The sequence below is a fragment of the Pseudomonas orientalis genome, from assembly GCF_002934065.1.
Taxonomy (GTDB): Bacteria; Pseudomonadota; Gammaproteobacteria; order Pseudomonadales; family Pseudomonadaceae; genus Aquipseudomonas; species Aquipseudomonas orientalis_A.
Window position 1 is genome coordinate 5,238,515 of record NZ_CP018049.1, and the last position, 13,475, is coordinate 5,251,989.

9 protein-coding genes are annotated in these 13,475 nt (G+C 59.7%); 3 read left to right on the forward strand and 6 right to left on the reverse strand.

Annotated features, from left to right (window positions below; genetic code table 11):
- The first annotated feature begins 75 nt into the window (after nt 1-75).
- Nucleotides 76-1,794, forward strand: coding sequence for a C13 family peptidase (locus BOP93_RS23640; RefSeq protein WP_104504839.1), 1,719 nt, complete (start codon nt 76-78; stop codon nt 1,792-1,794).
- A 29-nt stretch (nt 1,795-1,823) separates the two neighbouring features.
- Nucleotides 1,824-2,465 (forward strand): oxidoreductase, encoded by a 642-nt coding sequence (locus BOP93_RS23645; protein ID WP_104504840.1) that lies wholly within the window; start codon nt 1,824-1,826, stop codon nt 2,463-2,465.
- 173 nt (nt 2,466-2,638) lie between these two features.
- Here the strand turns inward: BOP93_RS23645 and BOP93_RS23650 are convergent, their stop codons facing one another.
- From BOP93_RS23650 to BOP93_RS23675, 6 genes are all read right to left on the reverse strand, one after another.
- A complete protein-coding gene (locus tag BOP93_RS23650; protein ID WP_104504841.1) occupies nt 2,639-2,923 on the reverse strand; it encodes a YceK/YidQ family lipoprotein in 285 nt (94 codons plus the stop codon).
- Nucleotides 2,916-3,545: a flavin prenyltransferase UbiX gene (ubiX, locus tag BOP93_RS23655; RefSeq protein WP_083208103.1), complete on the reverse strand. Its 630-nt coding sequence runs from the start codon at nt 3,543-3,545 to the stop codon at nt 2,916-2,918. Before ubiX ends, BOP93_RS23650 begins: the two co-directional genes overlap by 8 nt.
- Nucleotides 3,542-4,891: a UDP-N-acetylmuramate:L-alanyl-gamma-D-glutamyl-meso-diaminopimelate ligase gene (mpl, locus tag BOP93_RS23660; RefSeq protein ID WP_104504842.1), complete on the reverse strand. Its 1,350-nt coding sequence runs from the start codon at nt 4,889-4,891 to the stop codon at nt 3,542-3,544. The genes ubiX and mpl overlap by 4 nt, the downstream gene beginning before the upstream one ends.
- A 134-nt stretch (nt 4,892-5,025) precedes the next feature.
- Nucleotides 5,026-6,099, reverse strand: a complete 1,074-nt coding sequence (locus BOP93_RS23665) for a hypothetical protein (protein WP_157943541.1) — start codon at nt 6,097-6,099, stop codon at nt 5,026-5,028.
- Nucleotides 6,100-6,198: 99 nt separating this feature from the next.
- Nucleotides 6,199-9,375 carry a hypothetical protein gene (locus tag BOP93_RS23670; protein WP_104504844.1) on the reverse strand — a complete coding sequence of 1,059 codons (3,177 nt, stop codon included), beginning with the start codon at nt 9,373-9,375 and terminating at the stop codon, nt 6,199-6,201.
- A gap of 196 nt (nt 9,376-9,571) precedes the next feature.
- Nucleotides 9,572-11,491, reverse strand: coding sequence for a sigma-54-dependent Fis family transcriptional regulator (locus BOP93_RS23675; RefSeq protein WP_104504845.1), 1,920 nt, complete (start codon nt 11,489-11,491; stop codon nt 9,572-9,574).
- 270 nt (nt 11,492-11,761) lie between these two features.
- On the opposite strand from BOP93_RS23675, the gene exaC reads away from it, so the two are divergent.
- Nucleotides 11,762-13,282, forward strand: coding sequence for an acetaldehyde dehydrogenase ExaC (gene exaC, locus BOP93_RS23680; RefSeq protein ID WP_104504846.1), 1,521 nt, complete (start codon nt 11,762-11,764; stop codon nt 13,280-13,282).
- Nucleotides 13,283-13,475: the final 193 nt, after the last annotated feature.

Here is a 13,475-nt window from a genome sequence, read left to right on the forward strand (position 1 = left end):
GCCACAGTGTATGTAAATTTATGTATGAAACGCGCAGCTGCGGCATACTCGGCGCTCAATTATCCGGATCCCGCTATGCGCCCACTCGCTCCCCTTGCCCTTGCCCTGTTGCTCACCGCTTGCGGAGATGGCGAATCGCTGTTGCCGCCCGATGCGCGCCTGCCCGATGGCGGCCGCTACCGGGGCGATGTGGTCGACGGCTTGCTGCAAGGCCAGGGGCGCGTCGACTACCCCAACGGCAGTTGGTACGCCGGCGAGTTCCATAAAGGCCAGTGGCATGGTCAGGGCGAATGGCATGGCAGCAACGGCGAAGTCTACAAAGGTCAATTCAAGCAAGGCCTGTTCGATGGCCAGGGCAGCCTGACCACGGCGGGCAGCAGTTACGTGGGCGGGTTCAAGAACGGTCGACGCAACGGCGAAGGCACCCTCAAAGAGGGGCAGATGACCTATCGCGGCGAATTCAAGGACGACCAGTATTCCGGCCTCGGGCGCCTGGAGCTGGCCGACGGCAGCCAATACCAGGGCCAATTCGCCCACGGCAAACCCAATGGCGAAGGCCAGCGCAACGACGACAGCGGCAATCAGTTCAGCGGCCACTTCGTCGATGGCCAGTTGGAAGGCAACGGCACGTTCAACAGCGCGGATGGCGATATCTACGTCGGCCAGTTCCAACAGAACCAGCTCAACGGCAAGGGACGCTATGAAAACGCCGACGGCGACGTCTGGATCGGCCAGTTCAAGGAAGGCGCCCTGAGCGGCAAAGGCGAACTGATCGGCGTCGATGGCAGCCATTACGTCGGCCAGTTCAGCGACTGGCGCTTCAGCGGCGAAGGTCGCCTGAACCTTACCGATGGCAGCTTCTATATCGGCGGCTTTGACAGCGACAGCTACCAGGGTCGCGGCACGCTGGTGCTGACCGACGGTACGGTACAGGCCGGTACCTGGGTCAACGGCATGCGCGTACGCGACGCCGAGGGCAAGCTGCTGCCCGACCCACTGGAAATCGGCGTATTGGGCCAGGGCCAACTGCTGGCCGAAGCCCTCGCCGCCGTCCCCGCGTCCACGCCTGCCGTCGAGCTGTACACCCTGGCGCTGGCCGGCGACGGTAAGCAAAGCGTGTTCCTGCGCGAAGCCGATTACGTCAGCAACATGCTCGCCACCCGCTTCGGTGCCCATGGGCAGATTCGCCTGGTCAACCACCGCGACCATATCGCCGACCGGCCCATGGCCACCCGCGAAAACCTGCGCCGGGCCGTGCAAACCCTCGCCGAGCGCAGCGGGCCGGAAGACCTGGTGTTCATCTACATGACCAGCCACGGCACCCACGAACACGAACTGGTGCTTGACCAGCCGCGCATGGAACTGGCCGACCTGCCGGCCGATGAACTGGCGGCGGTGCTCGCGCCACTGAAAAACCGCGACAAGATCATCGTGATTTCCGCCTGCTACTCCGGCGGCTTCATCCCGGCATTGAAAGATGAGCGCACACTGATCATGACCGCCTCACGCGCGGATCGCGTGTCGTTCGGCTGCTCGGAAGAAGCAGACTTTACCTACTTCGGTGATGCCCTTTTCGCACAGGCTTTCAACCAAACGGACGATTTGCAACAGGCCTTCAAACTGGCACAACTGCACGTGGCCGAACGCGAACAGGCGGACAATTTCGAAGCCTCCGAACCGCAGATCTGGGCCCCCAAGGGCGTGATCGCCCACTGGCAACTATTACGTAAACAGCAGGCACGAAAGGCGCTAGAAAGCGTCTCAATGAATAGCAAGGAAGCCAAAGGCAACTAAGCTGTAACGTGTAACAAGGGGGAAACACCATGTACCTGACACCGCAGCATATCTTACTGGCCGGTGCTTCCGGCCTCACCGGCGAACACTTGCTGGACCGCCTGCTCAACGAACCCACCGTCACCCGCGTCCTGGCACCCAGCCGCAAACCACTGGCTGAACACCCACGCCTGGAAAACCCGGTAGGCGACCCTGCAGCGTTCCTGCCTCAACTGAGCGGCCGGGTGGATATCGCCTTCTGCTGTTTGGGTACCACGATCAAGAAGGCCGGTTCCGAAGCGGCGTTTCGTGCGGTCGACCTGGATATGGTGGTGGCCTTCGCCAAGCGCGCTCGGGAACTGGGCGCACGGCACCTGATCGTGATCAGCGCGATTGGCGCCGACCCGAAATCCTCGGTGTTCTACAACCGGGTCAAAGGGGAAATGGAACAGGCATTGAGAGCCCAGGATTGGCCGCAACTGACCATCGCGCGGCCATCGTTGTTGTTGGGCGAACGACTCGAACCGCGCCTGGCCGAACAACTGGCCGGGCCGTTGTCTCGGTTGATTCCGGGCAAGTATCACGGTATCGAAGTGTGCGAGCTGGCCCGCGCGCTATGGCGCCTGGCTCTGGAAGAACAGGATGGCGTGCGGGTAGTAGAGTCGGACGAGCTGCGCAAGCTCGGTAAATAGATAACGGCAAAAACTGAACCCCATGTGGGAGGGGGCTTGCCTAATGCCAGTCTGTAGGAGCGAGCTTGCTCGCGAGAAACTCACAGGCACCGCGTTCATTAAGAAAGCACGCGTTATCGTTGACGTTTTTCGCGAGCAAGCTCGCTCCTGCAGACTGGCACATTTCAGGTTTGCTATAGGCCGCCGGTGGCGTTGAAGCCGACGCCCAGCACGGTCAACAACGACAGTGGCAACAGCAGCGTATCGAGCAACGCACTGGCGGGCAGGTCGATATGGGGATAGGTGGGGGCCTCGGCGCCAAACCTGTCCTTGGCACAGCAGCCGCCGTTGATCGCGTACATATCCAGCCGGGTCCCGGCGTACACCACTGGCGCGCCCGGTTGCGCCGCATCCAGCGTGCGTGCGGTGGCGCAGCCGGTCAGCTGCAGCACCAGCACAACCCAAAGCGCCTTATTCATCGCCACTCAAGTGATGCTCGCCCCAGCGCGGCAGCATGTCCTGGGGGATGTTCAGCAGGTTGAGAATACGCGCCACCACAAAGTCCACCAGGTCATCGATGGTTTGCGGCTGGTGATAGAAGCCTGGCGACGCCGGCAAAATGGTCACACCCATGTTCGACAACTTGAGCATGTGCTCCAGGTGAATGCTGGAATAAGGCGCCTCGCGTGGCACCAGAATCAACTGGCGCCGCTCTTTCAAGGTGACGTCCGCCGCGCGCTCGATCAAGTTGTTGCACGCCCCGGTGGCAATCGCCGACAGGGTGCCGGTGGAGCATGGCACCACCACCATCGCCGCCGGTGCACCAGAGCCGGAAGCGACCGGCGACATCCAGTCCTCTTTGCCGTACACCTTGATCTGCCCCGCCGCCGCACCGGTGTATTCGGTGAGGAAGGCTTGCATCATCTGCACTTTGGCCGGCAGCTCCACGTCGGTCTCGGTCGCCAGCACCAACTGCGCCGCCTTGGAGATCAGGAAGTGCACTTCACGGTCTTCACGCACCAGGCAATCGAGCAGGCGCAGGCCATACGGCGCACCGGACGCACCGGTCATCGCCAGGGTGATACGTTCCGGGCCGCTCACTGGAGCGCCTCAGCCAGCTTGCCGTGCAAGCCGCCGAAGCCGCCATTGCTCATGATCACCACGTGCGTGCCCGGCTTGGCCAGGTGTTTGACGTGCTCGATGATGCCCTCCAGCGAGTCGCATACCTTCGAAGGCACGGTGCACAGTGCGGCGATAGCCGGCAGGTCCCAGCCGAGGTTGGCGGGTGCGTACCACACCACTTGGTCGGCATCATTCACGCTTTCGGGCAGGCCATCGCGGTGCGCCCCCAGCTTCATGGAATTGGAGCGCGGCTCAACGATGGCAATGATTTGCGCATCACCGACGCGTTTGCGCAGGCCATCCAGGGTGGTGGCAATCGCCGTGGGGTGGTGGGCAAAGTCGTCGTAGATGGTAATCCCGTTCACGTCGGCAACCTTTTCCATGCGCCGCTTCACACTCTTGAATGCGCTCAATGCGGCGATACCTACGGCCGGCGTCACGCCCACATGCCGCGCGGCCGCCAGGGTCACCAGGGCATTGGCGACGTTATGCTGACCGGTCATGCCCCAGTCGACCACGCCTTGGGCTTCGCCTTCGAACAGCACTTCAAATTGGGAACCGTCGTCACTGAGCAACTTGACCTGCCATTGCCCGCCGACGCCAGTGGTTTGCACCGGGGTCCAGCAGCCCATGTCGATCACACGCTGCAAAGCAGGCTCGGTGGTCGGATGGATCACCAGGCCTTCGCTGGGAATGGTGCGCACCAGATGGTGGAATTGCCGCTCAATGGCCGCCAGATCAGGGAAGATGTCGGCATGATCGAATTCCAGGTTGTTCAGGATCGCCGTGCGCGGACGGTAGTGGACGAACTTGGAGCGCTTGTCGAAAAAGGCGCTGTCGTATTCATCGGCCTCAATCACGAAAAACGGCGTGTCGCCCAGCCGCGCCGACACCGAGAAATTCTGCGGCACGCCGCCGATCAGGAAGCCCGGGCTCATGCCCGCGTGCTCCAGCACCCAGGCCAGCATGCTGCTGGTGGTGGTCTTGCCGTGGGTGCCGGCGACAGCCAATACCCAGCGGCCCTGCAGCACGTGATCAGCCAGCCACTGGGGACCGGAGACGTAAGGCAAGCCCTTGTTCAGCACGTATTCGACCGCCGGGTTGCCACGCGACATCGCATTGCCAATCACCACCAGGTCCGGCACCGGGTCGAACTGCGAAGGATCGTAACCCTGGGTCAGTTCAATTCCTTGCGCCTGCAATTGCGTGCTCATCGGTGGATAAACATTGGCATCGGAGCCAGTAACATGATGGCCCAGCTCTTTGGCCAGAACCGCCATCGAACCCATGAACGTGCCGCAGATACCCAGAATATGAATGTGCATAGTTGACCTCGTAAACATCGAGGCAGGTTAGCGTAGGGTGGGAAAGTTCGCACGCATTAGCTTAAGGCGAAACGCCCGTCGCGGGGATACGACGGGCGCGCAGGCTGGGTTGACGTGGCGCCGGCCGCCCAGGGCTATTGGATAGCCGCCAACCGCCGCGGAGCATGTTCTATCGGCAACACCTCAGTACTGGACTCAGGTGAGGGGACGCTGCTGATGGCGCCCAGCAAGGCAGAAAGCGCTGCCATGCGGCTCTCCAAATCTATCACACGCTCCTTGATGTCGTCTTTTTCAGGCCCCGTGGACGCCGGTTGAAAATCAATTTTCCGGACCTTGGCCTCCTTACCCAACTCCCTCTCGACATAGCCAATCATGGCCTCAAGCGAGTCGAGGCGCTCGTCCCTGGTTTGCATCACCCATTGCAGGTTCGGCTCGACAAGCTGCTCTCCACGCAGTTTCGACAAGGTGTTCACCAACAGGAAAGTTGCGCTCTGCGCGTAATCGACGAGCCGCCCTTCTTCGATGCTTTCCGGTGTCACGGGTGCAGGCGCCGGATTGATCAATGGCTTGAGCGCTTCGTTGACACTCCCGACAACGACCATGCCGATCGACGTCACAGGTACGCTGATCGCCGTCGTGATCGCTGCGGTCTTGAGCAGGGTCCTGTTGGTCGGCGGCAGCGCAGTCTCTTTGGCCTTGACCGCCGTCTTGGCATTCTCTTCAAGGGTTCGCGCAGAAAAAGGCTCGACATCCTGCCCATTGACACGGCCCGGACTGGGCTGGCCGAACAGCTGGTCGCGGATGTGCGCATCCCTGGAGGCTTGCCAGGCTTTTCGTTGTTTTTCGACATACGCGGCCATTTCGGGCGTTTGCCCGGCGCCTGAGGCGGCGTCTCCCGCCTGCCGGGTGCCACTGGCGTGCCCTGGGCCGTCGAACCCGTTCACTTTGGCGTCCACAAAGCCTTGATCGAACTTTTGGTGGCCTGTCTCCACGCCACCGCGTGTTGTGCCTGCGAGGTTGGGCGCGTCAACCCGTGTCGGGCTCGGCATACTCTCTCTGGAAGCGCCCCTCAGAAGGCCGCCAATGACCTCACCTACTTTTGAACACTTTATCGTTCGATACGATTTTTCATGATTGATACGCCCTTTGAATACAATCGAAGTGCGGACAGGAAGTAACGCCGTTGTTATTGTTGTTGAACGTTTCATCGTCATTCACCTTAGTTGGGATAGATACAAACCATTCACGGTCCCTGTCGAATGAATATTAAATAATGGAAACCCTGACTATCTGAACACATCCGTGTATCAGCGTTGCAATGCACTCACCGCGCCAAATTGTGCCAACTGAACACCGAACGGCGTTTTAGTGACAACGTTATAGGCATACCAGGCGCCTTTCTTGAAGACGGCCACGGCAGGTCGCCATACATTGTCCTCAGCTGCGTAAAAAAAACCTTTTACAACATCGCCCTCCTTATAGATTTTAGTGACATCATAACTTCCGTAATGGCCTCTTAAACGTGACAACACATCATGACCCTTTTCAACCAGGTACTTCGTATCCTTATAACCGGCGCGTGCACCTTTATTTAAGTTCTTCGCAATATCGACTGAGTCGGTATAGCCTACGGACGCGCCAACACCCGCCACGACAGCGCTTTTAATTATATTCAGCACACCTCTGCCCGCCTTGGCGGCTTTGCGCGCGGCATTCGCACCGGGAATGACAAAGCCTAGAATGTCGAACCCGAGATTGAATATCGCCCCGCCGACATCACCTTTGATAGCGTCTTGAACACCGTCATAAAAAGGCACCAGGCTCAGAAAAAAACCCTTCAGCTCTTCGTCGTAAGCACGCCCTTTTTCAATCTCGGTGACGCCCGCCGCTTCCTTCTGCGGGCCACGGTAGTCCTTGGTGAAATAACCACCCGCCAGGTGCGCGAGTGCCGCTGATTTATCAGAAAAGTAGTCACCCTGGTTTTTCCCATCGGGTGCAGGCGAGTCGCGCGTTTTATCCGTTAGCCCATATTGCTTGTAGGTATGCGGCAAACCCGGAATGTAACCTTCGCTCCCCCCGCCAAAATAAGAGCGATCATCCAGGTCGATCCGCCCGCCCGGAAAGCCGTCTTCCTTAACGATCTTGCCTTCGGCGGGAAAGTAACTGTAGGCGCTGACAGTGCCGTCAGGCTCCACCACTTTCATCAGCAAGCCGTGCCTGCCCTTGAGCGCTTCAAGTTCCTGCGCCGTGGGCGTTGGAGGCAGGCATTCCCTGGGGGTGAACAACCCCGAGGTACAGGGCCCGCTCTTGGTATAGGCGCGGGACACCTCAAAAAAACTGACGTCCGATTGGCTGATACGCACCCTGTCCGCCATGGGCAGCAGTGACAGCTGATATTTGAACTGGATAGCCCAGGCACTTTCCTGGACCTTGCGATACTCCTGAAATTTCGCTTTAAATACTTTATTGATGTCAGGGGTCAATTCAGACAGACGCGACTTCAAACGCTCATAGGGAAAACGCTGCTCATCCTTGGATATCCAATAGTCCGGTTGAATGGGCCCCGTCATATAAATATCCAGCAACGATATCGGCTTATGCTTCACGGAGGCCTGCTGCATCACCTCGAGCGTCGGGTCCACGTCCGGAAATACCCGTTTCAACTCTGCCAGCGCCAATTCCCGGCGTGTCGTCGGCGGTGTTTTCATGGCGTTACTCGCCCAACGAAGTTCTTTTTGCTGCTTGTTGAGTGCCTGTTGCGCCTGCTCGGCCTGCACATCCGAATAAGTGTGCGCCGGGCTGATGTCGATAACGCGGTTGGCGATGCCCCAGGCAATGATCGCATCGCGCGCGGCGAACTTCAGTTGATCCTCATCCTCGGTGGACACCGGTGGCGTATTACCGAAAGCCATCACTTGGCTGAAGGTCATGTTTGCGGCCGCGCCAGGCACTTGCTGCTCTATGCGAGACACCTCTATACAAAAATTGGTCCAGGTGTGTGAGCCGTAGACCAAATTAGGCGGGATGTCTTTCACTACAAACTCAGGGGCTGCTGCCGATAATAAAACGCGTGCGGCGACAGCGGCGGCCTCGTTGCCAACCCGGCCGGTGAGGTGCGCCGTAAAGCGTTTGACGATCTCTGCCGAAGACGCGCCCGCGTTATCCACGCTATACAGGTTGCAGCCCGCCAGGTTGAACCGCGACTTGCCCAAGCCAGGATCGAGTTCCTGGACCAGCGCTACGCCAAGACTTTCAATCGCGCTCGTGGGTGTGTCGATAACCTTGAGCACCTCCCGGATCAACTTGCCCAGCCGCAGTGCCTCGGGTGTGCGCAGGAGCTGGTCGAGGGCGATTGACGGATAATCAGCCATGGCCTTTCTGAGGTTGGCTGGAAGATGACTGATCAAGCGACTCAAGAGGCTGTCCGTTCCAGGCACGTTCGCCGTACCTGGCGCGATCTGCGCTTTTACAAGCTTTCCCATCTTGCGCAGCGAAGTAGACGACAGCCCCTGCCCGATGTGCCTTACGCCACCTGAGTCAACGCCCGGCGCCCTGTGTGCCAGGTCAAAGGACAGTGCCGAAGCCAACGCATGAGCCTGGGCACTGTTCGCGGGCATTTTGTAGCCTTCCAGCTTGAGCATCCGGGCAAGGCTCAACGTTTTGCCCGGCTCTCGATCAAACAATGCAGAGCGAGGATCGATGGGCACGTTGCTCTGCTCCAGATCGACACGCCCCTCAGCATCATCGACCAAGGCGTTCAATGCGCTCATCAGCCTGTGCCGATTGGCCTCATCGCCCAGCGCCTGCCGATGCGCCGCCAGCGCGGGGTCGGAGTGGGTCGACAGGTGACGCTCATCCAGATTGAAGCCGGGATTATCCGTGAACTGTTTGCGGCGAACGCTGGCTTGGCCGCCGTCAAAAAGATCAGGCTCCTTGTAGAATTGCGCGACCAGCGTCATCGACACGCCGCCCTGTCCGCTCCCTGGGTATCGCACCGCTTGACCGTGTTCGGGGGCAAATACCCTGCCCAGGGCCAGGAGCGTGCGGGAGACATCAGACCAGCCTGAATCGTCTGACAGATAAAAGGTTTTGGGCCGACCGTCTACATAACCTTTTATTTCCCCGCGCGCAGGAATCAGCGTCAGATAGCGCGTATCCAGCCCCTGCTTGTTAGCCCAGGCTGAAAACCCTTCGCTTTTAAATGCACTGTCCAGTTGGGCATACCAGCGCGCTACCGTCGAGTGCGGTGGGACCTGCACATCGGGTGGCCGGACTGACGTTCTATAACTGCCGTCGAGCAATAATGAGGCGAATGAGCTGGCGACCTCGGCATCGGCCTCGGCGCGACTTGTCGAAGGCGTTTCACTTGCTTGAGTCGCGGGACAGTCTTTATCAATCGCGGCGCCGCCCAGGTGACTTGCATGGACTTCGCCTTGTTCAGCCAGTGAACTGAAGGACGCTTTTATTGGGCACGCATACGTCATTGGAATACTCATCATCCACCCTGAATACAGTGTTCAAGCTTCTAAACAACCGAAGCTTCAATGTACTCAATAAGTGGAACAAACATGAAAAATACGCGACATTTAAAATCGACATAATATTGCTGAACCCAACAACTTACACACCCCCATTTACTTATTAACCAAGGCACCTGTAAAACTTCAAAACCACTGTAGGCTAAACTACCGAACCTCGTGAAATTTCATACTTGCGCAACTTGCGATACAACGTATTACGGCTGACGCCCAAGTGCGTTGCCGCATGGCTCATATGCCAGTGCTGTTGCTCCAGCGCGGCCAGCAGGGTTGACCGCTCGGCTTCTTCAAAGGGGGACAGCGAAGAAACACTTGATGGAGCGTCATGGGTAGGTGTGTGACGGATCATCGGCGGTAAATTTTCCGCAGCGACCTTTCCGTTTTCGCACAGCGCGACCAGCGTGCGCAATACCGTACGCAACTGTCGGACGTTGCCCGGCCAGGCAAACGCCAACAACGCGTCGCGCGCAGCCGGCTCCAGGTAGACAGCCTGATCACCGGCTTCCTGTGCCAGCAGCAGGTCCAGCAGCTGTGATTTGTCAGTGCGCTGACGCAACGCCGGTAGCGCAACTTCCAGGCCATTGAGCCGATAATACAAATCCTCGCGGAAGCCGCCGTCCTCTACCCGGGCCATTAGGTTGCGGTGGGTAGCACTGATAATCCTGACATTTACGGCTCGGGGTTCACCACCGATCGGCACCACCAGGCGGTCTTCCAGCACCCTGAGCAGTCGCGTCTGCAAGGCCAGAGGCATGTCGCCGATCTCGTCCAGAAACAGCGTGCCGCCATCGGCCTGCTGCAGCTTGCCTTGCATGCCCTCCTTGCGCGCGCCGGTAAAACTGCCGCCGCGATAGCCGAACAATTCGCTCTCGATCAGGTTTTCCGGGATAGCGGCGCAGTTGAGGGCAACGAAGGGTTTGTCGGCACGCTGGCTGGCCAGATGGACCGCCTTGGCAAAGGCTTCCTTGCCCGAGCCGGTTTCACCATTGACCAGTAACGGCACATCACGTTCGAACACCCGCACAGACTGGCTGAAAGCCAGCCTCAGCGCCGGGTCATCCAGGCAGACGCCGGGCAAGCGCGAACGGCCGGGAACAGTCGGCTCGGCGCTGGGCGCCGGGGCCGGGCGCCCCTGCCCGCGTAACGCCGCGAACAACTGGCGGCCATCGCGGGTACGCAACGGCCAGCCGGCCGTGGGGTTGGCGCTGGCGCGCCCCAGCAACTGATCCAGGGAACAGTCGAAAACCGCTTCCACCGGCTGGCCCAACAAGCCGCCACGCAACTGCCCCAACAGGTTCAGTGCGCTCTGGTTGAGCGCACAGATGCGCCCTTCGCCATCAAACGCCAACAGCCCTTCACTGAACAACCCGACCGACTCCGCCTGCAGATGAAAGCGCAACAACCAGTGCTGTTCGAAGTGGCGCAAAAAGTAGCAGCTTTCAATCATCTTGGCCGACAGGTTGACCAACGCCATGGTGTGGAACTGACTCTGGCGCGACACGGCTTCGCGGGCCGACGACACATCCAATACCGCCAGCAACTCACCATGGGGGTCGAACACCGGGCTCGCCGAACAGGTCAGCCCGGTATGGCGACCGCGAAAGTGCTCGTCACGGTGGATAGTCAGGGATTGGCGCTCGACCAGGCAGGTGCCGATGCCATTGGTGCCTTCGCAGGCTTCGCTCCAATCAGCGCCCAACCACAGCCCGGCACGCTCGAAAATCCTGCGTTCGGAGGGCGCGGTGACGCAGTTGAGGATCACCCCACGCGCATCGGTGAGCAGCACGGCGTGGCCCGCGCCCGAGAGCTGCTGGTGCAGACTGTTCATTTCGGTGCCGGCGATGTGCAAGACCTGGCGCAGGCGTTCGCGGCTTTCCAGCAAGCGGTCATGCTCAAGCACGGTGGGAGCGACGGTCAGCGCAGGGTCGAGGTGGTAGTCCTCCAGGCAACGCAACCAGGAGCGGGCAATGGACGGGTCGCTGCCCGGCCCGTGAGGCGGCTCTTGCCCACGGGTGACGGTGAGCACCTGCTGGGCATGGCGACTGAAATGATCGTTGTGCATGTTCTTATTATTCTCCCTGCGTGAGAACGCCCAGCATCCCCCAGGCACCCGGTCATTGCAATCCCGCGCCGACCCATCGGTCACTGGCTGTACCGTTTATGGCACACACTGTCACCCGCCTGTGTCGATCCGGCCACAGTCATGCCTTGTAAACAAAACCAACCCCTTGATTTACCTGGCCCGCACCCAGTGGCCCGACCTTTGCTCTAGGCTTTATAAAGCGCTTGCCGCGCTGTACTCCGATAAACATAAAAGCAGGAGATGCCCACCATGCGTTATGCACACCCCGGTACTGAAGGCGCCATCGTTTTGTTCAAGGCCAAGTACGGCAACTACATCGGTGGCGAATTTGTTGCGCCGGTCGATGGCAATTACTTCACCAACACTTCGCCGGTCAACGGCAAGCCCATCGCCGAGTTCCCGCGCTCCACCGCCAAGGACATCGACAAGGCGCTGGACGCCGCCCATGCCGCCGCTGACGCCTGGGGCAAAACCAGCGCCCAGGACCGCTCGCTGGTACTGCTGAAAATCGCCGATCGCATCGAACAGAACCTTGAACTGCTGGCCATTACCGAGACCTGGGACAACGGCAAGGCCGTGCGCGAAACCCTTAACGCCGACATCCCGCTGGCCGCCGACCACTTCCGCTACTTCGCCGGTTGCATTCGCGCCCAGGAAGGCAGCAGCGCCGAAATCAACGAACTCACCGCTGCCTATCACTTCCACGAGCCGCTGGGCGTGGTCGGCCAGATCATCCCGTGGAACTTCCCCTTGCTGATGGCCGCCTGGAAACTCGCCCCGGCCCTGGCCGCCGGCAACTGCGTGGTACTCAAGCCGGCCGAGCAAACGCCGCTGGGCATCAACGTGCTGATGGAGCTGATCGGCGACCTGCTGCCGCCAGGCGTACTCAACGTCGTGCACGGCTTCGGCAAAGAAGCTGGCGAAGCCCTGGCCACCAGCAAGCGCATCGCCAAGATCGCGTTCACCGGCTCAACGCCAGTGGGTTCGCACATCATGCATGCGGCGGCCGAGAACATCATTCCGTCTACCGTTGAGCTGGGCGGCAAGTCGCCGAACATTTTCTTCGCCGACATCATGAAAGCCGAGCCGCAATTCATCGAAAAAGCCGCCGAAGGCCTGGTGCTGGCGTTCTTCAACCAGGGCGAAGTGTGCACCTGCCCGTCCCGCGCGCTGGTTGAAGAGTCGATCTACGACGACTTCATGAAAGTGGTCATGAAGAAAGTCGAGTCGATCAAACGGGGCGACCCGCTGGACACCGACACCATGGTCGGCGCCCAGGCGTCCGAGCAGCAGTTCGACAAGATCCTGTCCTACCTGGAAATCGCCAAGGGCGAAGGCGCGCAACTGCTCACCGGCGGCAAGGTGGAGAAGCTCAGTGGTGACCTGGCTACCGGCTATTACATCCAGCCGACCCTGCTCAAGGGCACCAACGAAATGCGTGTGTTCCAGGAAGAAATCTTCGGCCCGGTGGTGAGCATCACCACCTTCAAGGACGAAGCCGAAGCCCTGGCGATTGCCAACGACACCGAGTTCGGCCTGGGCGCCGGCTTGTGGACCCGCGACATCAACCGCGCCTACCGCATGGGCCGCGCGATCAAGGCCGGCCGCGTGTGGACCAACTGCTACCACCTGTACCCGGCCCATGCCGCGTTTGGCGGTTACAAGAAGTCCGGTGTAGGGCGCGAGACGCACAAGATGATGTTGGATCACTACCAGCAGACCAAAAACTTGCTGGTGAGCTACGACATTAATCCGCTGGGTTTCTTCTAACCTACAACACCCTCCCACCTTTGCAATGCAATCAAAGGTGGGAGGGGGCTTGCCCCCGATTGCAGTGGATCAGCCAACACTGAATTGATTGATACACCGCCATCGGGGGCAAGCCCCCTCCCACATTTTGGATCTGCATAAGTATTTGCGATGCGCATTCGGCACACAGAGGCCGAGTTAAAACAATAAGAAT